This window comes from Cobetia sp. UIB-001 (assembly GCF_044789135.1).
GTDB classification, from domain to species: Bacteria; Pseudomonadota; Gammaproteobacteria; order Pseudomonadales; family Halomonadaceae; genus Cobetia; species Cobetia amphilecti.
The window spans coordinates 3,973,968-3,992,221 of the sequence record NZ_CP058244.1; the positions used below are offsets into that span (position 1 = coordinate 3,973,968).

Consider the following 18,254-nt stretch of genomic DNA (forward strand, 5'->3'; position numbering starts at 1 on the left):
TCGCCGAGATGTGACGTCCAACGGTGGTCGCCCACCAATGGACTGCATATTCTAAGGCCCGCTTGGCGGCTTTGAAAGCATGCAGCCTTTGCCGGGTGTTTCACCCGCGCCTTATAATCGTTGCTTTTATCGACGCAGCCCGAGGTGGCAATGGACAGGATTCAGGTGAGGGGTGCGCGCACCCACAACCTCAAGAACATCGATGTCGAACTGCCGCGTGACAAGCTGATCGTGGTGACCGGACTTTCCGGTTCCGGCAAGTCATCACTTGCCTTTGACACTCTCTATGCCGAGGGACAGCGGCGCTACGTCGAATCACTGTCCACCTACGCACGTCAGTTCCTGTCGATGATGGAAAAGCCGGACATCGACCATATCGAAGGTCTGTCACCGGCGATTTCCATCGAACAGAAATCGACCTCGCACAACCCGCGCTCCACCGTCGGTACCATTACCGAGATCTACGATTACCTGCGCCTGCTGTATGCACGCGCCGGTACGCCGCGCTGCCCTGACCACGCGATCGACCTGGAAGCCCAGACCATCTCGCAGATGGTCGATCAGGCGCTCGCCCTGCCGGAAGGCAGCAAGCTGATGCTGCTGGCACCGGTGGTCAGTGGCCGCAAGGGTGAGCACCTCCAGCTGCTGTCAGAGCTGCGCGCCCAGGGCTTCGTGCGGGCACGCATCGACGGCGTGATCGTCGAGCTGGATGACCTCAAGCCGCTGGAGAAGAACAAGAAGCATGACATCGACGTCGTCGTCGATCGCTTCAAGGTGCGCGAAGACCTCAAGCAGCGCCTGGCCGAATCCTTCGAGACCGCGCTGAATCTGGCCGACGGCAGCGCACGCCTGCACTTCATGGATGGCGAACAGGAAGACCTCGTCTTCTCCTCGCGCTTCGCCTGCCCGGTGTGTGGCTATGCGCTGGCCGAGCTGGAACCGCGCCTGTTCTCCTTCAACAACCCGGCGGGCGCCTGCCCGACCTGTGACGGCCTCGGCGTGAAGCAGTATTTCGATCCCGAGAAGCTGATCAGCCATCCTGAGCTGTCACTGGCCGAAGGCGTCATCAAGGGCTGGGACCGTCGCAGCGTCTACTACTTCAGCCAGCTGCAGGCCGTTGCCGAGCATTACGGCTTCGCGCTGGAAGCGGCCTGGGAGTCGCTCAGCGATGAAGCGCGTGACGCCGTGCTCAATGGCAGTGGCCGCGAGGACATCGCCTTCAGCTACGTGAATGACCGTGGCCGCAAGGTGACCCGCGAGCACCCCTTCGAGGGCGTGCTGCCCAACATGGAGCGCCGTTACCGCGAGACAGAATCCAACATGGTGCGCGAGGACCTCGCCCGCTATCTGGCGGTCCAGCCGTGCCCGAGCTGCGACGGCTCGCGCCTGCGTCGTGAAGCGCGCAACGTCTATGTCGATGACCGCACGCTCTCTGAGGTCGTGCGTCAGCCGATCGGTGAAGCGTGGGAAGAGTTCGGCAAGCTGAGTCTGCCGGGACGCAAGGGCGAGATCGCCGCCAAGATCGTGCATGAGATCCAGGCGCGCCTCGAATTTCTCGTCAATGTGGGCCTCGACTATCTGACCCTGGAGCGCAGCGCCGACACCCTGTCCGGCGGTGAGGCGCAGCGTATCCGTCTCGCCAGCCAGATCGGTGCCGGACTGGTCGGGGTGATGTACATCCTCGATGAGCCGTCCATCGGCCTGCATCAGCGCGACAATGATCGCCTGCTCAAGACGCTGATCCATCTGCGCGACCTGGGCAACACCGTGATCGTGGTCGAGCATGATGAGGACGCGATTCGCGCCGCCGACCACGTGCTGGATATCGGCCCGGGCGCCGGCGTGCATGGTGGCGAGATCGTCGCCCAGGGCACGCCGGAGCAGATCGAGGCCACGCCGGGCTCATTGACCGGGCAATACCTGAGTGGCGAGCGCGAGATCGCCGTGCCGCCCTACCGCCTTCTGGCCAACCCTGACAAGGTGCTGCGCCTGACCGGCGCCACCGGCAACAACCTGCAGGATGTGACGCTGACGCTGCCGACAGGCCTGCTGACGTGCATCACCGGGGTCTCGGGCTCGGGCAAGTCGACGCTGATCAATGCCACCCTGATGCCGCTGGCGGCGCGTGAGCTCAATCGGGCCACCACCCTGACGCCCGCGCCCTACGGCACCATCGAAGGGCTGGACCTGTTCGACAAGATGGTGGATATCGACCAGAGCCCCATCGGGCGGACGCCGCGCTCCAATCCGGCGACCTATACCGGCATCTTCACGCCGATCCGCGAGCTGTTCTCCGGCACCCAGGAAGCGCGTGCCCGCGGCTACAAGCCGGGCCGCTTCAGCTTCAACGTCAAGGGCGGCCGCTGCGAGGCCTGTCAGGGCGACGGCCTGATCAAGGTCGAGATGCACTTCCTGCCCGACATGTACGTGCCCTGCGATGTCTGCAAGGGCAAGCGCTACAACCGCGAGACGCTTGAAGTGCAGTACAAGGGCAAGAGCATCCACGAAGTGCTGGAGATGACCATCGAGGAGGCGCTGGAGTTCTTCTCGCCGGTTCCGGCCATCGCCCGCCGCCTGCAGACGCTGATGGATGTCGGCCTCTCCTACGTCCGCCTCGGCCAGAGTGCGACCACGCTGTCCGGCGGTGAAGCCCAGCGCGTCAAGCTGGCGCGCGAGCTGGCCAAGCGCGATACCGGCAAGACGCTCTATATTCTCGATGAGCCGACCACCGGTCTGCACTTCGAGGATATTCGCCAGCTGCTGGTCGTGTTGCACCGCCTGCGCGATCACGGCAACACCGTGGTCGTGATCGAGCACAACCTGGATGTGATCAAGACCGCCGACTGGCTGATCGACCTCGGTCCGGAGGGCGGCTCAGGCGGCGGCCAGATCATCGCCGAAGGCACACCAGAGCAACTGGCCACGCAGGAGGTCTCGCATACCGGTCGCTTCCTGGCCCCACTGCTGGAGCGCCAGAAAGCCACCAGTGGCACCGCGAGCAGCAAGAAGAAGGCCGAGACCAGCAGCTAGGCGTCGGCTCACGCCCCTTCCGCTCCTCTGGTTCACCTCGCCCCAGCACATTCTCAACACACCCCGGGGCGAGGTGAACCTTTCGGCAAATGACACGGGCGTGTCACGCAGCCAACTGCCAGGCATAAAAAAAAGGCCAACCCGTGAGGGTTGGCCTTTTCTTGTGGACGAAGCAAGCCGAAGCTTACTCTTCGCCCGCTGCCTCGGAGGCAACCGGGCGATCGACCAGCTCGACGAATGCCATCGGGGCATTGTCACCGGCGCGATAGCCGCACTTCAGGATGCGCAGGTAACCGCCCGGACGGGAGGTGTAGCGCGGGCCGAGCTCATTGAAGAGCTTGCCGACCGCTTCCTTGGAGCGCGTGCGAGAGAACGCCAAACGGCGGTTCGCAACGGTGTCCTGCTTGGCCAGGGTGATCAGCGGCTCGATATGACGACGCAGTTCCTTGGCTTTCGGCAGGGTAGTCTTGATGACTTCGTGCTCTACCAGAGAGATGCACATGTTCTTGAACATGGCTTCACGGTGAGAGCTGGTACGGTTCAGGTGACGACCACTCTTACGATGACGCATGGTTGTGATTCCTTACCAGTCTGGGGCTTGAGCCGACCGGGCTTCCTTAAGCGGAAGCCTTGTCGTCCTTCAGGCTTGCGGGCGGCCAGTTTTCCAACCGCATGCCGAGGGACAGACCACGCGCGGACAGCACGTCCTTGATTTCATTCAAGGACTTCTTGCCGAGATTCGGGGTCTTCAGCAGCTCAACTTCGGTGCGCTGAATGAGATCACCGATGTAATAGATATTCTCGGCCTTGAGACAGTTCGCACTGCGAACAGTCAGCTCAAGATCGTCTACGGGACGGAGAAGGATCGGATCGATTTGATCTTCCTCTTCTTCGACTTCCTGTTCCTTGTCTGCTTCCAGATCAACGAAGGCGGCCAGCTGCTCCTGCAGGATAGTTGCGGAGCGGCGGATCGCTTCTTCCGGATCCAGTGTGCCGTCGGTTTCCAGGTCGATCACCAGCTTGTCGAGGTTGGTGCGCTGTTCAACACGCGCAGCCTCGACGGCATAGGAGACCCGACGAACCGGGGTAAAGGTCGCATCCAGCTGGAGGCGGCCAATGGCACGTGATTCGTCATCAGCAGAGATGCGAGCATCTGCCGCTTCGTAGCCGCGGCCACGAGCGATCTTGAGCTGCATCTTCAGCTCGCCACCATCATTGAGGTGAGCGATGACGTGATCCGGATTCACGATTTCGAGATCGTGGTCGCCAGCGATGTCGCCAGCAGTCACGATACCCGGGCCCTTCTTGTTCAGCGCCAGCACAGCTTCGTCGCGACCATGCATCTTGATGGCCACGTCCTTGAGGTTCAGCAGGATTTCGATTACATCCTCCTGCACCCCTTCAATGGCGCTGTACTCGTGCAGAACGCCTTCGATCTCAGCTTCCACGACGGCACAGCCGGGCATGGAAGAAAGCAGGATGCGACGCAGAGCATTCCCCAGGGTGTGGCCGAAACCACGCTCGAAGGGTTCGAGGACGATTCGCGCGTGATGGGCGCTGACTTCCTCGACCTTGATATCGCGAGGACGGAGAAACTCTGTCACTGAGCGCTGCATAAGAACACCTTTAAGGCTGCCAAACGGATAATCTGGGTACTCCAGCCGGGCCGACGAATCGGCCCGGCGTTACATTACTTGGAGTACAGCTCGACGATCAGGTTTTCGTTGATATCGGCAGACAGGTCGCCACGCTCGGGGACAGCCTTGAAAGTGCCTTCCATCTTCTTGGAGTCGACGTCGACCCAGGAGACATCACCGCGGTTGGCAGCGAGTGCCAGAGACTGCTGGATGCGAGCCTGGTTCTTGGCCTTCTCACGAACGGTGACCACATCGCCAGCCTTCACTTTGAAGGAAGCAACGTTGACGGTACGGCCGTTCACGGCGATCGCCTTGTGGCTGACCAGCTGACGTGCCTCGGAACGCGTGGAGCCGAAGCCCATGCGGTAGACGACGTTGTCGAGACGAGTCTCGAGGAGCTGGAGCAGAACCTCACCGGTCGCACCCTTGAGGCGAGCGGCTTCTTTGTAGTAGTTGCGGAATTGCTTTTCCAGCACGCCGTACATGCGACGTACCTTCTGCTTTTCACGCAGCTGCAGGCCGTAGTCTGAAAGACGCTGACGGCGCTGGCCATGAACACCCGGGGGTTGTTCGGATTTGCACTTCTTCTCGAACGGAGTCACGCCACTCTTCAGGAAGAGGTCGGTGCCTTCACGACGAGACAGTTTGCACTTCGGTCCAATATAACGAGCCATGAGTCTGTCTCCTTAAACGCGGCGTTTCTTCGGCGGACGGCACCCATTATGCGGGATGGGGGTCACGTCGGTGATGCTTTGCACGCGGAAGCCTGCGGCATTGAGAGCACGCACGGCGGACTCACGACCCGGACCCGGGCCCTTGACCAGCACGTCGACGTTCTTCACACCATATTCGGCTGCAGCGGTCGCTGCACGTTCACTTGCGACTTGCGCAGCGAACGGGGTGCTCTTGCGAGAACCACGAAAACCCGAACCACCGGCAGTTGCCCAGGAAAGAGCATTGCCCTGGCGGTCTGTGATCGTCACGATAGTGTTGTTAAAAGAGGCGTGGATATGCGCGATGGCATCCACTACCTGCTTTTTAACCTTCTTGCGCTTACTCGGGTTAGCCATTAGATGTTTCCTGTCTAAACGCCAGTTCGTTTACTTGCGAATCGGTTTACGCGGACCTTTGCGTGTACGTGCGTTGGTCTTGGTGCGCTGACCGCGCAACGGAAGACCACGACGATGGCGCAGGCCACGATAGCAACCGAGGTCCATGAGACGCTTGATGTTCAGCGTGATCTCACGACGCAGGTCGCCTTCGACGGTGTACTTACCCACCTCGGCACGAACCAGGTCCAGTTGTTCAACAGACAGATCAGCGATCTTGACGCTCGGTTCTAAACCGAGAGCGGCGCAGATCTGCTGTGCACGCGTACGGCCAATCCCGAAGATATAAGTCAGCGAGATCGCCGCGTGCTTGTTGTCCGGGATATTGACGCCAGCAATACGGGCCATCAGTTTTCTCCGAAAGGTTAGCGGCGGATTTTACATCCACAAAGGGCGCAATAGCATACCCCTTGATCCCATTGGGAACAAGGGGGTATGCCAGCACCCGAGCTTGTATTCAGCTAAGCGGGTCGAGGGAATTAACCCTGACGCTGCTTGTGGCGGGGCTCAGTGCAGATGACCCGCACTGCGCCACGACGCCGAATGATCTTGCAGTTACGGCAAATTTTCTTGACGGAAGCTCGAACTTTCATCGTTCTCTCCAGTTTGCTAACAGGGGCTGCGCAATCAGCGCATCATGCCACCGCTGCCATAGCCTTTGAGGTTGGCCTTCTTCATCACCGACGCATACTGATTTGACATCAGATGCGACTGCACCTGGGCCATGAAGTCCATGACCACCACGACCACGATGAGCAGAGAGGTGCCGCCGAAATAGAACGGAACCTGCCATGCAACAACGAGGAATTGAGGCATCAGGGAGACTAGGGTGATGTAGAGGGCGCCGAACAGCGTCAGGCGAGTCATCACCTTATCGATGTAACGGGCGGTCTGTTCGCCTGGGCGAATACCCGGCAGAAACGCTCCTGACTTCTTGAGGTTGTCAGCAACATCCTTCGGATTGAAGACCAGCGCCGTGTAGAAGAAGCAGAAGAATACTACAGCGGCAGCGAAAAGCAAGATATACAGTGGCTGACCCGGCCCGAGAGCCTGAGATGCCGTCTGCAACCATTGCATGCTTTCACTCTGGCCAAACCATTGACCCATCGACGCAGGGAACAGCAGGATGCTTGACGCGAAGATCGGCGGGATGACCCCGGCCATGTTGACCTTCATCGGCAAGTAGCTGCTCTGACCTGCATACATCTTGTTGCCAACCTGACGGCGCGGATAGTTCACCGTGATGCGGCGTTGGCCGCGTTCGATGAACACCACGAAGGCAACGGTAATGACTGCGAGCAGCGTCAGCGCCAGCAGCGGAAGCACATTCCAGGCACCATCATTGCGCGCCAGTTCGAAAGACTGGCCGATGGCACTCGGCAGCCCGGCGACAATACCAGCAAAGATGATCAGTGAGATCCCGTTGCCGATACCCTTCTCGGTGATCTGCTCTCCCAGCCACATCAGGAACACTGCACCAGCCACGAACGTACTCACGGCGGTGAAGTAGAAGCTGAAGTCAGCGGAATAGGCGACACCGTTTCCGACCAGTCCGACTGCCATGCCGATCGATTGGACCAGGGCCAGTACTACCGTGCCGTAGCGCGTGTACTGGCTGATCTTGCGACGGCCGGCCTCGCCTTCCTTTTTCAACTGCTCAAGCTGAGGCGAGACCACCGTCAGGAGCTGCATGATGATCGACGCGGATATGTAGGGCATGATGCCCAGCGCGAAGATACTCATTCGCTCCAGTGCACCACCGGAGAACATGTTGAACATGCTCAGGATGGTGCCCTGGTTTTCCCTGAACAAGGCAGCAAGCTGGTCAGGATTGATACCGGGAACGGGGATGTGTGCACCGATTCGGTACACCACGATGGCGATGAACACGAAGCGCAAACGCGCCCAGAGTTCGCTCAACCCACTTCCCTGCATCGCCGGTACGTTTCCTGACTTAGCCATTTAGTCCTCTACCTTGCCACCGGCAGCTTCGATCGCAGCACGGGCACCTTTGGTGACCTTAATGCCGCGAACCGTGACTGCCTTGTCCAGTTCGCCGGAGAGCATGACCTTCGCGAACTTCGTGGAATCACGAAGCACGTTGGCCTTCTTCAGCGTTTCGAGGTCGACGATCTCGCCGTCTACCAGTGCCAGTTCGCTCAGGCGCACTTCTTCGGAAATCAGAGACTTCGCGGAAGTGAAACCAAACTTCGGCAGGCGACGCTGCATAGGCATCTGACCGCCTTCGAAGCCCGGCTTGACGCTGCCACCGGAACGGGACTTCTGGCCCTTGTGGCCACGACCGCCGGTCTTACCAAGACCGGAGCCGATACCACGACCGACACGCTTTGCAGCGTGCTTGGAGCCCGGGGCCGGACTCAGGGTATTCAATTTCATGGATTACTCTCCCTCAACACGGACAAGGTAGTGAACCTTGTTGATCATGCCGCGTACCGCGGGGGTGTCTTCCAGCTCGACAGTGTGACCGATGCGGCGCAGGCCAAGACCTTTCATAGTGGCCTTGTGCTTTTCGAGGACGCCGATGGTGCTGCGGATCTGGGTTACCGTGATCTTAGCTGCCATGGTGCCTTACCCCGCAATCTTGTCGACAGACAGGCCACGCTTGGCGGCGATGTCTTCCGGAGATTTCATGGCAGCGAGACCGTTGATGGTCGCGCGCACCACGTTGACCGGATTGGTGGAACCGTAGCACTTGGCCAGGACGTCATGGACGCCTGCCAGTTCGAGCACGGAACGCATCGCACCGCCGGCAATGATGCCGGTACCTTCGGACGCTGGCTGCATGTAGATCTTGGATGCGCCGTGACGAGCCTTCACCGGGTACTGCAGGGTGTGGCCCTTCAGGTCAACCTTGATCATGTTGCGACGAGCTTGGTCCATTGCCTTCTGGATCGCGACCGGCACTTCACGTGCCTTGCCACGGCCGAAGCCAACACGACCATTGCCGTCACCAACGACAGTCAGAGCGGTGAAACCGAAGATACGGCCGCCCTTGACTACCTTGGCGACGCGGTTGATCTGCACGAGCTTCTCTTGCAGGTCACCGCCCTTCTGTTCGATATTCGCCATCGTAAAACCCTTTAGAATTCCAGGCCGCCTTCACGTGCGGCATCGGCCAGGGCCTTCACGCGACCGTGGTACTTGTACCCGGAGCGATCGAAAGCCACTTGCTTGATACCCGCTTCCTTCGCGCGCTCGGCAATCAGAGCACCCACCTTGGCGGCGGAGTCCGAGTTACCGGTAGAACCTTCGCGCAGGCTCTTGTCGAGCGTGGATGCGGTGGCCAGGACCTGGCCGCCATCCGGCGAGATGATCTGCGCGTAGATGTGACGCGGGGTGCGGTTCACGCACAGGCGAAACACGCCCAGCTCGCGGATTTTCGCACGAGCGCGGCGGGCACGACGGAGACGAGATTCTTTCTTCGCGTTCATAACCCTGCCTTACTTCTTCTTGGCTTCTTTACGACGGACGACTTCGTCGCTGTACCGAATACCTTTGCCCTTGTAGGGCTCCGGCGGACGGAATGCGCGAATCTCTGCGGCGACCTGACCCAAAGCCTGCTTGTCAGCAGACGTGAGGACGATCTGAGTGTTCTTCGGCGTTTCAGCCGTAACACTTGCCGGCAGTTCATAGTCGACCGGGTGTGAGAAGCCCAGTGTCAGGTTGATTGTCTGGCCTTTGGCCTGGGCACGATAACCCACACCATTGATTTCCAGAGACTTTGTGAAGCCTACGGAAACACCAGACACCATGTTGTTGACCAGAGCACGAGTGGTACCAACCATTGCCCAGTTCTTGGCGGTCTCGGACGGAGCGAAGGTCATTTGACCTTCTTCCATAGAGATGACCACGTCCTGGTGGACGGTCAGTTCCAGCTGGCCTTTGCTGCCCTTCACGGTCAGCTTGTCGCCGTCGAGCTTTGCCTCGACGCCGTTCGGCAATTTAACCGGATACTTGGCTACGCGGGACATTCCAAACTCCTAGAATACGGTGCAGAGGACTTCGCCGCCGACACCAGCTTGACGGGCCGCACGATCGGTCATCACGCCCCGGGAGGTGGAAACGATCGCAATACCCAGGCCATCTGCGACTTTCGGAAGCTCACCCTTGCCTTTGTACTGGCGCAGGGACGGCTTGGAAATACGCTTGATGCTCTCGATAACCGACTTGCCTTCGAAGTACTTGAGGGTCACGGTCAGTTCCGGCTTGGCGCCTTCTGCGACGGCAAACTCGGAAATATAACCCTCTTCCTTCAATACGCGGGCCACTTCAACCTTGAGCTTGGAAGACGGCATGGTAACCGTCTCCTTGGTGGCCATCTGCGCATTGCGGATACGAGTGAACATATCCGCCAGAGTGTCTTGCATGCTCATTTACGTTGCGCTCCTGAATTCTTGCAGTGGTGTTACCAGCTGGACTTGGTCAGACCAGGCACGTCACCACGCATAGCGGCTTCACGCAGCTTGTTGCGGCTCAGGCCGAACTTGTTGTAGTAGCCGTGCGGACGGCCAGTGATACGGCAGCGGTTACGCTGACGGACCGGGCTGGCATCACGCGGCAGCTGCTGCAGCTTCAGCTGTGCGTCGAAGCGCTCTTCTTCAGAAGCGTTGACGTCGTTGATGATGGTCTTCAGTGCGTCGCGTTTGGCGGCGTACTTAGCGACCAGCTTGGTGCGCTTGAGCTCGCGCTCAACCATGCTTTTCTTTGCCATGATCCACCCTTATTTCTTGAACGGGAAGTTCAGCGCGCCCAGCAACGCACGACCTTCATCATCGGTGTTGGCGCTAGTGGTGATGGTGATGTCCAGGCCACGAATCCGGTCGATCTTATCATACTCGATCTCCGGGAAGATGATCTGCTCACGCACACCCATGGAGTAGTTTCCACGGCCATCGAAGGACTTCGGGTTCAGACCACGGAAGTCACGAACGCGCGGGATAGCCACGTTCACGAGACGGTCCAGGAAGTCCCACATACGATCGCTGCGCAGGGTCACCTTAACACCGATCGGCCATCCTTCGCGGACTTTGAAGCCAGCGATGGACTTGCGTGCCTTGGTGACGATGGGCTTCTGACCAGAAAGCATCTGGAGATCGGCAAACGCGTTGTCGATCAGCTTCTTGTCAGCGGTGGCTTCACCGATACCCATGTTCAGGGTCACCTTGGTGATGCGGGGAACCTGCATCACATTGGCGTAGCCGAACTGCTCTTTAAGCTGGGCGGCCACTTCGTTCTGATAACGTTCTTTCAAGTTCGCCATGTTGTACCCGACTCGCGTTAGGCGTCGATCAGCTTCTGAGTCGACTTAAAGATGCGTACCTTAGTACCGTCTTCCTGTACCTGGATTCCGACACGATCCGCCTTGCCGGTCTCCTGGTTGAAGATGGCCACGTTGGACGCGTGAATCGGAGCCTCGCGCTCGACGATACCCCCCTGGGTGCCCAGCATCGGGTTGGGCTTGGTGTGACGCTTGATCATATTCACACCGGACACGAGCAGACGCTCACCTTTCAGCACCTTGCTGATGGTACCGCGCTTGCCCTTGTCCTTCCCGGCGATGACGATGACTTCATCGTCACGTTTGATCTTTTGCATATCCGCTTCCGCTCCTTACAGCACTTCGGGCGCCAGGGAAATGATCTTCATGAACTTCTCACTGCGAAGTTCACGGGTAACCGGGCCGAAGATACGGGTACCGATCGGCTGTTCGTTGGTGTTGTTCAACAGAACGGCCGCATTACCGTCGAAGCGGATCACGGAACCGTCATTACGACGGACACCGGCTTTGGTACGAACGACCACTGCCTTCATGACCTGGCCTTTCTTGACCTTGCCACGCGGGATAGCTTCTTTGACGGTGACCTTGATGATGTCTCCAACACGAGCGTAACGGCGGTGTGAACCACCCAGCACCTTGATGCATTGCACCCGGCGCGCGCCACTGTTGTCGGCGACATCCAGCATTGTCTGAGTCTGAATCATCGGTTTTCTCCAAACCTAATCTGACTGCCTGGTGGGAACTGGCCTAGGGATTAACCCTTGGCCTGTTCAACCACCTCGACCAGGGTCCAGGCTTTCTTCTTGGACAGCGGACGAGTCTCGGCGATAGAGACGGTGTCACCGATCCGAGCCTGATTCGCCTCATCATGGGCGTGCAGCTTGGTGGAGCGTCTCAGGTACTTGCCATAGATCGGGTGACGCTCACGGCGCTCGACCATGACAACGATGGATTTTTCCATCTTGTCACTCACCACCTTGCCGGTGAGTGTGCGTGCTTTAGTTTCTTCGGCCATTTTACTCACCTGACTTCTGGTTGAGCACAGTCTTAACCTGAGCAATTTGGCGACGAGTCTGCTTGAGCAGGTGAACCTGGCTCAGCTGGCCTGTTGCCTTCTGCATGCGCAGATTGAATTGCTCGCGCAGCAGTTCGAACAACTGCTCCTGGAGCGCCTCGACTGACTTTTCACGGAGTTCTTGGGCTTTCATCACATCACCGTCCGCTTAACAAAGGTGGTGGAGATCGGCATCTTCATAGCGGCCAGGCTAAATGCTTCACGGGCCAGCTCTTCGGATACACCTTCGATCTCGTAGAGGACCTTGCCGGGCTGGATCTGAGCGACCCAGTACTCGACAGAACCCTTACCTTTACCCATACGAACTTCCAACGGCTTGTTGGAGATCGGCTTGTCTGGGAAGACACGGATCCAGATCTTACCGCCACGCTTGACGTGACGAGTGATGGCACGACGGCCAGCTTCGATCTGACGAGCGGTGATACGACCACGGCCGGTGGCTTTCAGGCCAAACTCACCAAAGCTTACCTTGCTTCCGCGATGCGCCAGGCCACGGTTGCGACCTTTCTGCATCTTGCGGAATTTCATACGCTTGGGCTGTAACATCGATTACCCCCTTACTTGCCTTTCTTCTTGGGTGCGGACGCGGGCTGCTTCGCCTTGGCTCGCACCTCTTCGATGCCACCGAGGATCTCGCCTTTGAAGATCCAGACCTTGACACCAATGATGCCGTAGGTGGTGTGAGCTTCGAAGGTGGAGTAATCAATGTCAGCACGCAGGGTGTGAAGCGGAACGCGGCCTTCGCGGTACCATTCGGTACGGGCGATTTCGGCACCGCCGAGACGACCAGAGAGCTGAATCTTGATGCCCTTGGCGCCCAGACGCATTGCGTTCTGCACAGCACGCTTCATCGCACGACGGAACATGACACGACGCTCGAGCTGACCTGCCACATTGGCAGCAACCAGCTTGGCATCGAGTTCCGGCTTGCGAATCTCCTCGATGTTGATGTGGACGGGAACGCCCATCATCTCGGAAACTTCACGACGAAGGCGGTCGACATCTTCACCTTTCTTACCGATCACGATACCCGGGCGGGCGGTGTGAATGGTAATACGGGCGTTGTTTGCCGGACGCTCGATGCTGATGCGGCTCACGGAAGCGCTTTTCAGACGCTCTTCCAGGAATCCACGCACCTGCAGATCGTTGTTCAGTTTGTCGGCATAGGTAGCGCCTTCGGCGTACCAGACAGAGGTATGATCCTTGACAATACCCAGTCGGAAACCTGTCGGATTAACTTTCTGACCCATTGGTCGTCTCCTACTTCTCGGCTACCTTGACGGTGATATGACAAGTGCGCTTCAAGATACGATCCGCACGGCCTTTGGCACGTGGCTGGATGCGCTTGAGCGTCATGCCCTCGTCGACACAGATAGTCGAGACGCGAAGCTCGTCAATGTCCATGCCGTTGTTTTCTTCCGCATTCGCGATCGCGGACTGCAGAACCTTGCGAACAATCTTCGCGGCCTTCTTCGGTGAGAAAGCGAGCAGATTCAGCGCCTCGGCGACCGGCTTACCGCGCACCTGGTCAGCCACCAAACGGGCCTTCTGGGCGGATAAACGAGCGCCGCGCAGCTTAGCAGCTACTTCCATCTCTTAAATCCTCTCTGGCTTACCGTTTGGCTTTTTTATCTGCAGCGTGCCCGCGGTATGTGCGGGTGGCAGCAAACTCGCCGAGCTTGTGACCGACCATTTCCTCAGAAACGAGAACCGGGACATGCTGGCGACCGTTATGGACGGCAATGGTGAGCCCGACCATGTTCGGCAGGATCATGGAACGACGCGACCAGGTCTTGATCGGTTTGCGGTCGTTCTTTTCCACTGCTGTCTCAACCTTCTTCAGCAGATGAAGGTCAATAAAAGGACCTTTCTTCAGTGAACGTGGCACAGCCGTTACCCCTCAATATCTGTTACTTGGCCTTGCGGCGACGGACGATAAGCTTATCGGTGCGCTTGTTCTTGCGAGTCTTGTGACCCTTGGTCGGGACGCCCCACGGGCTGACCGGGTGACGGCCACCAGAGGTACGACCTTCACCACCACCATGCGGGTGATCGACCGGGTTCATCGCGACACCGCGAACAGTCGGGCGCACGCCTCTCCAACGCTTAGCACCGGCCTTGCCCAGTTGACGGAGGCTGTGCTCGGAGTTGCCCACTTCGCCGAGAGTTGCACGGCATTCGGACAGCACCTTACGCATCTCGCCAGAGCGCAGACGCAGCGTGGTGTAGTTACCGTCACGTGCCACGACCTGGGCACTGGTACCTGCACTACGAGCGATCTGGGCGCCCTTGCCTGGCTTCAGCTCTACACAGTGAACGGTGGAACCCACCGGGACATTGCGCAGCGGCAGAGCGTTGCCTTTCTTGATCGGTGCGTTAACACCAGACTCGAGACGATCGCCAGCAGAGACACCTTTCGGTGCAATGATGTAGCGACGTTCGCCGTCAAGGTACTTCACCAGCGCGATGTTCGCGCTACGGTTCGGATCGTACTCCAGACGCTCAACGATGGCCGGAATGCCATCCTTGTTGCGCTTGAAATCGACCAGACGGTAATGGTGACGATGACCACCGCCGATGTGGCGAGTAGTGATGCGACCATTATTGTTACGACCACCGGACTTTGACTGCTTTTCAAGCAGCGGAGCGTACGCGCGACCTTTGAAAAGTTCGTCATTGACGACCTTTACCAGGTGGCGGCGACCGGCGGAGGTAGGTTTTGTCTTAACAATTGCCATGTTCCGTACTCCTGCCTTACTCGGCGCCAGAGAAGTCTTCGATGGTCTCGCCGGCGGCCAGAGTTACATAGGCCTTGCGATAACCAGCGCGACGACCAACACCGCGAGCGGTGCGCTTGGTCTTGCCTTTCATGTTCAGAACCTGAACACGATCGACTTTCTTACCAAACAGCGCTTCGACGGCTTTCTTGATTTCGGGCTTTGTCGCGTCGCTGGCAACCTTGAACACGTACTGGTTGTTCTCGGCAGCGACCGCGGCCTTCTCGGTCATGTGAGGACCAAGCAGGACCTTGAATACGCGTTCCTGATTCATCCCAGGTTCTCCTCGAACTTGCGCAGGGCAGCGACAGTCATCAGCACCTTGTCGTAACCGACGAGGCTGACCGGGTCAGCGCCAGCGACATTGACGACGTCAACATACGGGATGTTGCGCGCGGCCAGGTACAGGTTGACGTCCTGCTCTTCAGTGACGATCAGCGCTTTCTCAAGGCCCAGTTCCTGGAGCTTGGCGATCAGCAGCTTGGTCTTCGGAGCTTCGACGCTGATAGCGTCGACCGCGACCAGGCGATCCTGACGAACCAGCTCGGACAGGATGGAACGCATGGCAGCGCGATACATCTTGCGGTTGACCTTGTGCGAGTGGTCCTGAGGACGCGCTGCAAAGGTCACACCGCCAGAACGCCACAGCGGGGAACGGATGGTACCGGCACGTGCACGACCAGTACCTTTCTGACGCCACGGCTTCTTGCCACCGCCGGACACGTCAGAACGGGTCTTCTGAGCCACGGTACCTTGACGTGCACCAGCCAGATAGGCGGTGACGACCTGGTGAACCAGAGCCTCGTTGAAGTCCTTACCAAAGGTGGCATCGGAGACGTCTACTGCGCCGCCTGCACCTGCAAGATTAAGATTCATCGGTTAATTCCCCTCAGCGAGCTTTCACAGCGGAACGCACGATCACTTCGCCGCCCGGAGCACCTGGAACGGCACCCTTGACCAGCAGAAGATTGCGTTCAGCGTCGACGCGGACCACTTCCAGGCTCTGGACGGTGGAACGGACGTTGCCCATCTGGCCAGCCATCTTCTTACCTTTGAAGACGCGGCCCGGGGTCTGACAGTTACCGATGGAACCCGGCGCGCGGTGCGACAGTGAGTTACCGTGGGTAGCGTCTTGGGTGCGGAAGTTCCAGCGCTTAACTGCGCCCTGGAAACCTTTACCCTTGGAGGTGCCGGTCACGTCAATCTTTTGACCAGCTTCAAAGAGGGATACGGTGAGTTCGCCGCCCACTGCAGGAGCTTCGTCGCCTTCGTTCAGGCGGAATTCCATCAGGGTACGGCCAGCCTCAACACCCGCCTTGGCATACTGACCAGCAGTTGCCTTGGTGAGGTGCTTGGCTTTACGAGAGCCAGTTGTCACCTGAATAGCATTGTAGCCGTCAGTCTCGAGAGACTTGATGGTCACGATGCGGTTCGGCTCAACTTCAATCACGGTAACCGGCACAGAGGCGCCAGCTTCGGTGAAGACACGGGTCATCCCGGCCTTCTTACCGACTAAACCGATAGACATGTTCAGTCTCCTTTAGTGTACGGGGCTGTCACCCGCTATGGCTGCCCTTTCCAGAGCATTCCACTAGCACATTGTATGACGCCATCCCGGCGTGGCGGCTGCTGCTCTATCAGTGAGAGCGCTGGGCCGCAGTGACTAGTGAGGTATCAGTCAACCTTGATCTGGACGTCCACACCGGCAGCCAGGTCAAGCTTCATCAGCGCGTCGACAGTCTTCTCTGTCGGCTCGACGATGTCGAGAACGCGCTTGTGGGTACGAATCTCATACTGGTCACGCGCGTCCTTGTTGACGTGCGGAGAGACCAGGATGGTGTAACGCTCGCGACGGGTCGGCAGCGGGATCGGGCCACGAACCTGAGCACCGGTACGCTTTGCAGTTTCAACGATCTCTGCAGAGGACTGGTCGATCAGACGGTGGTCGAATGCTTTCAACCGGATGCGAATCTTCTGGTTTTGCATTGCCCAAAACTCCAATGGATGTCGACGGCGTAGGCCGTCACCCACGCATTCAAAGGATGCGCATTATAGGCAGACTGACATCAGGTGTCAAACATGCGAGAAAAGGGGGCCCATCAGGGCCCCCTTCTGTGTCAGGTAAGGAGAACCTTACTCGACGATTTTGGCCACGACGCCAGCGCCGACGGTACGACCGCCTTCACGGATAGCGAAACGCAGACCATCTTCCATGGCGATCGGAGCGATCAGAGACACGACCATCTGGACGTTGTCGCCCGGCATGACCATCTCGACGCCTTCCGGCAGCTCACAGGTACCAGTGATGTCAGTGGTACGGAAGTAGAACTGCGGACGATAGCCTTTGAAGAACGGAGTGTGACGACCGCCTTCTTCCTTGGACAGGACGTAGACTTCGGCTTCGAACTTGGTGTGCGGCTTGATGGAGCCCGGCTTGGCCAGAACCTGGCCACGCTCGACGTCATCACGCTTGGTGCCGCGCAGCAGGGCGCCGACGTTTTCGCCAGCACGACCTTCGTCCAGCAGCTTGCGGAACATCTCGACACCGGTAACGGTAGTCTTGGTGGTGTCACGCACGCCGATGATCTCGATCTCTTCGCCAGTCTTGACCAGACCACGCTCGATACGGCCAGTGACGACGGTACCGCGGCCAGAGATGGAGAAGACGTCTTCGATCGGCATCAGGAACGGCTGGTCGATAGCACGCTCCGGCTCCGGGATGTACGCATCCAGGGCCTTGATCAGGTTGGCAACGGCGGTAGTACCCATGCCGTTGTCGTCCTTGCCTTCCAGAGCCATCAGGGCAGAGCCGATGATGATCGGAGTGTCGTCGCCCGGGAAGTCGTACTCGCTCAGGAGTTCACGAACTTCCATCTCGACCAGCTCGAGCAGTTCTTCGTCATCGACCATGTCAGCCTTGTTCAGGAAGACAACGATGAACGGAACGCCGACCTGACGGGACAGCAGGATGTGCTCGCGAGTCTGCGGCATCGGGCCGTCAGCAGCGGAACAGACCAGGATAGCGCCGTCCATCTGGGCAGCACCGGTGATCATGTTCTTGACGTAGTCGGCGTGACCCGGGCAGTCGACGTGCGCGTAGTGACGCACTTCGGACTGATATTCCACGTGAGCGGTGGAGATGGTGATACCACGCTCACGCTCTTCCGGGGCGTTATCGATGGAGTCAAACGCACGCGCGTCACCACCGAAGACTTCTGCAGAGACGCGAGTCAGAGCCGCAGTCAGAGTGGTCTTGCCGTGATCGACGTGACCAATGGTGCCGACGTTGACGTGCGGCTTCGAACGCTCAAATTTTTCCTTAGCCAC

30 protein-coding genes are annotated in these 18,254 nt (G+C 58.8%); 1 reads left to right on the top strand and 29 read right to left on the bottom strand.

Annotated features, from left to right (window positions below; all coding sequences use genetic code 11):
* The first annotated feature begins 150 nt into the window (after positions 1 to 150).
* Positions 151 to 3,030, top strand: coding sequence for an excinuclease ABC subunit UvrA (uvrA, locus tag HA399_RS16435; protein ID WP_404325533.1), 2,880 nt, complete (start codon positions 151 to 153; stop codon positions 3,028 to 3,030).
* A 184-nt stretch (positions 3,031 to 3,214) separates the two neighbouring features.
* Here the strand turns inward: uvrA and rplQ are convergent, their stop codons facing one another.
* The 29 genes from rplQ to tuf all read right to left on the bottom strand — a co-directional run bounded on the left by rplQ (position 3,215) and on the right by tuf (position 18,254).
* Positions 3,215 to 3,601, bottom strand: coding sequence for a 50S ribosomal protein L17 (rplQ, locus tag HA399_RS16440; RefSeq protein ID WP_043334820.1), 387 nt, complete (start codon positions 3,599 to 3,601; stop codon positions 3,215 to 3,217).
* A 46-nt stretch (positions 3,602 to 3,647) separates the two neighbouring features.
* Positions 3,648 to 4,646: a DNA-directed RNA polymerase subunit alpha gene (locus tag HA399_RS16445; RefSeq protein WP_043334822.1), complete on the bottom strand. Its 999-nt coding sequence runs from the start codon at positions 4,644 to 4,646 to the stop codon at positions 3,648 to 3,650.
* A 74-nt stretch (positions 4,647 to 4,720) separates the two neighbouring features.
* Positions 4,721 to 5,341, bottom strand: a complete 621-nt coding sequence (rpsD, locus tag HA399_RS16450) for a 30S ribosomal protein S4 (protein ID WP_043334824.1) — start codon at positions 5,339 to 5,341, stop codon at positions 4,721 to 4,723.
* A 12-nt stretch (positions 5,342 to 5,353) separates the two neighbouring features.
* Positions 5,354 to 5,737, bottom strand: coding sequence for a 30S ribosomal protein S11 (rpsK, locus tag HA399_RS16455; protein WP_043334827.1), 384 nt, complete (start codon positions 5,735 to 5,737; stop codon positions 5,354 to 5,356).
* Positions 5,738 to 5,767: 30 nt separating this feature from the next.
* The gene (gene rpsM, locus HA399_RS16460) at positions 5,768 to 6,124 is read right to left on the bottom strand and encodes a 30S ribosomal protein S13 (protein WP_024950672.1); all 357 of its coding nucleotides are present in this window, start codon (positions 6,122 to 6,124) and stop codon (positions 5,768 to 5,770) included.
* Positions 6,125 to 6,255: 131 nt separating this feature from the next.
* Positions 6,256 to 6,369 carry a 50S ribosomal protein L36 gene (gene rpmJ, locus HA399_RS16465; protein ID WP_077373351.1) on the bottom strand — a complete coding sequence of 38 codons (114 nt, stop codon included), beginning with the start codon at positions 6,367 to 6,369 and terminating at the stop codon, positions 6,256 to 6,258.
* A 34-nt stretch (positions 6,370 to 6,403) separates the two neighbouring features.
* On the bottom strand, positions 6,404 to 7,738 hold the full coding sequence (gene secY / locus HA399_RS16470; protein WP_043334831.1) for a preprotein translocase subunit SecY: 1,335 nt from the start codon (positions 7,736 to 7,738) through the stop codon (positions 6,404 to 6,406).
* On the bottom strand, positions 7,739 to 8,173 hold the full coding sequence (gene rplO / locus HA399_RS16475) for a 50S ribosomal protein L15 (protein ID WP_043334834.1): 435 nt from the start codon (positions 8,171 to 8,173) through the stop codon (positions 7,739 to 7,741).
* Positions 8,174 to 8,176: 3 nt separating this feature from the next.
* Positions 8,177 to 8,359: a 50S ribosomal protein L30 gene (rpmD, locus tag HA399_RS16480; protein ID WP_024950669.1), complete on the bottom strand. Its 183-nt coding sequence runs from the start codon at positions 8,357 to 8,359 to the stop codon at positions 8,177 to 8,179.
* A gap of 6 nt (positions 8,360 to 8,365) precedes the next feature.
* Positions 8,366 to 8,866 (bottom strand): 30S ribosomal protein S5, encoded by a 501-nt coding sequence (rpsE, locus tag HA399_RS16485; RefSeq protein ID WP_054556902.1) that lies wholly within the window; start codon positions 8,864 to 8,866, stop codon positions 8,366 to 8,368.
* Between the two features lie 11 nt (positions 8,867 to 8,877).
* The gene (gene rplR, locus HA399_RS16490) at positions 8,878 to 9,228 is read right to left on the bottom strand and encodes a 50S ribosomal protein L18 (protein WP_024950667.1); all 351 of its coding nucleotides are present in this window, start codon (positions 9,226 to 9,228) and stop codon (positions 8,878 to 8,880) included.
* Between the two features lie 9 nt (positions 9,229 to 9,237).
* Entirely contained in the window at positions 9,238 to 9,768 is a 531-nt protein-coding gene (gene rplF / locus HA399_RS16495) for a 50S ribosomal protein L6 (protein WP_043334838.1), read from the bottom strand.
* A gap of 9 nt (positions 9,769 to 9,777) precedes the next feature.
* Positions 9,778 to 10,170 carry a 30S ribosomal protein S8 gene (gene rpsH / locus HA399_RS16500; protein WP_043334840.1) on the bottom strand — a complete coding sequence of 131 codons (393 nt, stop codon included), beginning with the start codon at positions 10,168 to 10,170 and terminating at the stop codon, positions 9,778 to 9,780.
* 32 nt (positions 10,171 to 10,202) lie between these two features.
* Positions 10,203 to 10,508, bottom strand: a complete 306-nt coding sequence (rpsN, locus tag HA399_RS16505; RefSeq protein WP_043334842.1) for a 30S ribosomal protein S14 — start codon at positions 10,506 to 10,508, stop codon at positions 10,203 to 10,205.
* Positions 10,509 to 10,517: 9 nt separating this feature from the next.
* The gene (rplE, locus tag HA399_RS16510) at positions 10,518 to 11,057 is read right to left on the bottom strand and encodes a 50S ribosomal protein L5 (RefSeq protein ID WP_043334844.1); all 540 of its coding nucleotides are present in this window, start codon (positions 11,055 to 11,057) and stop codon (positions 10,518 to 10,520) included.
* Between the two features lie 17 nt (positions 11,058 to 11,074).
* On the bottom strand, positions 11,075 to 11,392 hold the full coding sequence (rplX, locus tag HA399_RS16515; RefSeq protein WP_043334846.1) for a 50S ribosomal protein L24: 318 nt from the start codon (positions 11,390 to 11,392) through the stop codon (positions 11,075 to 11,077).
* Between the two features lie 15 nt (positions 11,393 to 11,407).
* The gene (gene rplN, locus HA399_RS16520; protein WP_043334850.1) at positions 11,408 to 11,779 is read right to left on the bottom strand and encodes a 50S ribosomal protein L14; all 372 of its coding nucleotides are present in this window, start codon (positions 11,777 to 11,779) and stop codon (positions 11,408 to 11,410) included.
* 50 nt (positions 11,780 to 11,829) lie between these two features.
* Complete coding sequence (gene rpsQ / locus HA399_RS16525; RefSeq protein ID WP_043334852.1) at positions 11,830 to 12,090, bottom strand: 30S ribosomal protein S17; 261 nt, start codon at positions 12,088 to 12,090, stop codon at positions 11,830 to 11,832.
* A 1-nt stretch (position 12,091) separates the two neighbouring features.
* Positions 12,092 to 12,283, bottom strand: a complete 192-nt coding sequence (gene rpmC, locus HA399_RS16530) for a 50S ribosomal protein L29 (protein ID WP_024950659.1) — start codon at positions 12,281 to 12,283, stop codon at positions 12,092 to 12,094.
* Positions 12,283 to 12,696 (bottom strand): 50S ribosomal protein L16, encoded by a 414-nt coding sequence (gene rplP, locus HA399_RS16535; protein WP_043334854.1) that lies wholly within the window; start codon positions 12,694 to 12,696, stop codon positions 12,283 to 12,285. The genes rpmC and rplP overlap by 1 nt, the downstream gene beginning before the upstream one ends.
* An 11-nt stretch (positions 12,697 to 12,707) precedes the next feature.
* Positions 12,708 to 13,400, bottom strand: a complete 693-nt coding sequence (gene rpsC / locus HA399_RS16540; protein ID WP_043334856.1) for a 30S ribosomal protein S3 — start codon at positions 13,398 to 13,400, stop codon at positions 12,708 to 12,710.
* Positions 13,401 to 13,410: 10 nt separating this feature from the next.
* On the bottom strand, positions 13,411 to 13,743 hold the full coding sequence (rplV, locus tag HA399_RS16545; protein WP_043334859.1) for a 50S ribosomal protein L22: 333 nt from the start codon (positions 13,741 to 13,743) through the stop codon (positions 13,411 to 13,413).
* 19 nt (positions 13,744 to 13,762) lie between these two features.
* Positions 13,763 to 14,038, bottom strand: a complete 276-nt coding sequence (gene rpsS, locus HA399_RS16550; protein ID WP_024950655.1) for a 30S ribosomal protein S19 — start codon at positions 14,036 to 14,038, stop codon at positions 13,763 to 13,765.
* A gap of 22 nt (positions 14,039 to 14,060) precedes the next feature.
* Positions 14,061 to 14,888, bottom strand: a complete 828-nt coding sequence (rplB, locus tag HA399_RS16555; protein WP_043334862.1) for a 50S ribosomal protein L2 — start codon at positions 14,886 to 14,888, stop codon at positions 14,061 to 14,063.
* 16 nt (positions 14,889 to 14,904) lie between these two features.
* Positions 14,905 to 15,201: a 50S ribosomal protein L23 gene (gene rplW, locus HA399_RS16560; RefSeq protein ID WP_043334865.1), complete on the bottom strand. Its 297-nt coding sequence runs from the start codon at positions 15,199 to 15,201 to the stop codon at positions 14,905 to 14,907.
* The gene (gene rplD, locus HA399_RS16565; protein WP_054556901.1) at positions 15,198 to 15,803 is read right to left on the bottom strand and encodes a 50S ribosomal protein L4; all 606 of its coding nucleotides are present in this window, start codon (positions 15,801 to 15,803) and stop codon (positions 15,198 to 15,200) included. The genes rplW and rplD overlap by 4 nt, the downstream gene beginning before the upstream one ends.
* A gap of 13 nt (positions 15,804 to 15,816) precedes the next feature.
* On the bottom strand, positions 15,817 to 16,455 hold the full coding sequence (rplC, locus tag HA399_RS16570; protein ID WP_024950651.1) for a 50S ribosomal protein L3: 639 nt from the start codon (positions 16,453 to 16,455) through the stop codon (positions 15,817 to 15,819).
* Positions 16,456 to 16,601: 146 nt separating this feature from the next.
* The gene (gene rpsJ, locus HA399_RS16575; protein WP_024950650.1) at positions 16,602 to 16,913 is read right to left on the bottom strand and encodes a 30S ribosomal protein S10; all 312 of its coding nucleotides are present in this window, start codon (positions 16,911 to 16,913) and stop codon (positions 16,602 to 16,604) included.
* Positions 16,914 to 17,060: 147 nt separating this feature from the next.
* The gene (gene tuf, locus HA399_RS16580) at positions 17,061 to 18,254 is read right to left on the bottom strand and encodes an elongation factor Tu (protein WP_043334873.1); all 1,194 of its coding nucleotides are present in this window, start codon (positions 18,252 to 18,254) and stop codon (positions 17,061 to 17,063) included.

Excerpts from the sequence above, each read along its gene's own strand:
- rplO (WP_043334834.1), bottom strand. The coding sequence starts at position 8,173 with ATGAAATTGAATACCCTGAGTCCGGCCCCGGGCTCCAAGCACGCTGCA.
- rpmJ (WP_077373351.1), bottom strand. The coding sequence starts at position 6,369 with ATGAAAGTTCGAGCTTCCGTCAAGAAAATTTGCCGTAACTGCAAGATC.
- rplF (WP_043334838.1), bottom strand. The coding sequence starts at position 9,768 with ATGTCCCGCGTAGCCAAGTATCCGGTTAAATTGCCGAACGGCGTCGAG.
- uvrA (WP_404325533.1), top strand. The coding sequence starts at position 151 with ATGGACAGGATTCAGGTGAGGGGTGCGCGCACCCACAACCTCAAGAAC.
- rplP (WP_043334854.1), bottom strand. The coding sequence starts at position 12,696 with ATGTTACAGCCCAAGCGTATGAAATTCCGCAAGATGCAGAAAGGTCGC.
- rpsE (WP_054556902.1), bottom strand. The coding sequence starts at position 8,866 with ATGGCGAATATCGAACAGAAGGGCGGTGACCTGCAAGAGAAGCTCGTG.
- rpsC (WP_043334856.1), bottom strand. The coding sequence starts at position 13,400 with ATGGGTCAGAAAGTTAATCCGACAGGTTTCCGACTGGGTATTGTCAAG.
- rplC (WP_024950651.1), bottom strand. The coding sequence starts at position 16,455 with ATGTCTATCGGTTTAGTCGGTAAGAAGGCCGGGATGACCCGTGTCTTC.
- rplX (WP_043334846.1), bottom strand. The coding sequence starts at position 11,392 with ATGCAAAAGATCAAACGTGACGATGAAGTCATCGTCATCGCCGGGAAG.
- rplQ (WP_043334820.1), bottom strand. The coding sequence starts at position 3,601 with ATGCGTCATCGTAAGAGTGGTCGTCACCTGAACCGTACCAGCTCTCAC.
- rpmD (WP_024950669.1), bottom strand. The coding sequence starts at position 8,359 with ATGGCAGCTAAGATCACGGTAACCCAGATCCGCAGCACCATCGGCGTC.
- rplW (WP_043334865.1), bottom strand. The coding sequence starts at position 15,201 with ATGAATCAGGAACGCGTATTCAAGGTCCTGCTTGGTCCTCACATGACC.
- rplE (WP_043334844.1), bottom strand. The coding sequence starts at position 11,057 with ATGGCGAACTTGAAAGAACGTTATCAGAACGAAGTGGCCGCCCAGCTT.
- rpsQ (WP_043334852.1), bottom strand. The coding sequence starts at position 12,090 with ATGGCCGAAGAAACTAAAGCACGCACACTCACCGGCAAGGTGGTGAGT.
- rpsD (WP_043334824.1), bottom strand. The coding sequence starts at position 5,341 with ATGGCTCGTTATATTGGACCGAAGTGCAAACTGTCTCGTCGTGAAGGC.
- rplB (WP_043334862.1), bottom strand. The coding sequence starts at position 14,888 with ATGGCAATTGTTAAGACAAAACCTACCTCCGCCGGTCGCCGCCACCTG.
- rplD (WP_054556901.1), bottom strand. The coding sequence starts at position 15,803 with ATGAATCTTAATCTTGCAGGTGCAGGCGGCGCAGTAGACGTCTCCGAT.
- rplR (WP_024950667.1), bottom strand. The coding sequence starts at position 9,228 with ATGAACGCGAAGAAAGAATCTCGTCTCCGTCGTGCCCGCCGCGCTCGT.
- rpsK (WP_043334827.1), bottom strand. The coding sequence starts at position 5,737 with ATGGCTAACCCGAGTAAGCGCAAGAAGGTTAAAAAGCAGGTAGTGGAT.
- rplN (WP_043334850.1), bottom strand. The coding sequence starts at position 11,779 with ATGATTCAGACTCAGACAATGCTGGATGTCGCCGACAACAGTGGCGCG.
- rpsH (WP_043334840.1), bottom strand. The coding sequence starts at position 10,170 with ATGAGCATGCAAGACACTCTGGCGGATATGTTCACTCGTATCCGCAAT.
- rpmC (WP_024950659.1), bottom strand. The coding sequence starts at position 12,283 with ATGAAAGCCCAAGAACTCCGTGAAAAGTCAGTCGAGGCGCTCCAGGAG.
- rpsN (WP_043334842.1), bottom strand. The coding sequence starts at position 10,508 with ATGGCAAAGAAAAGCATGGTTGAGCGCGAGCTCAAGCGCACCAAGCTG.
- rplV (WP_043334859.1), bottom strand. The coding sequence starts at position 13,743 with ATGGAAGTAGCTGCTAAGCTGCGCGGCGCTCGTTTATCCGCCCAGAAG.
- HA399_RS16445 (WP_043334822.1), bottom strand. The coding sequence starts at position 4,646 with ATGCAGCGCTCAGTGACAGAGTTTCTCCGTCCTCGCGATATCAAGGTC.
- rpsJ (WP_024950650.1), bottom strand. The coding sequence starts at position 16,913 with ATGCAAAACCAGAAGATTCGCATCCGGTTGAAAGCATTCGACCACCGT.
- rpsM (WP_024950672.1), bottom strand. The coding sequence starts at position 6,124 with ATGGCCCGTATTGCTGGCGTCAATATCCCGGACAACAAGCACGCGGCG.
- secY (WP_043334831.1), bottom strand. The coding sequence starts at position 7,738 with ATGGCTAAGTCAGGAAACGTACCGGCGATGCAGGGAAGTGGGTTGAGC.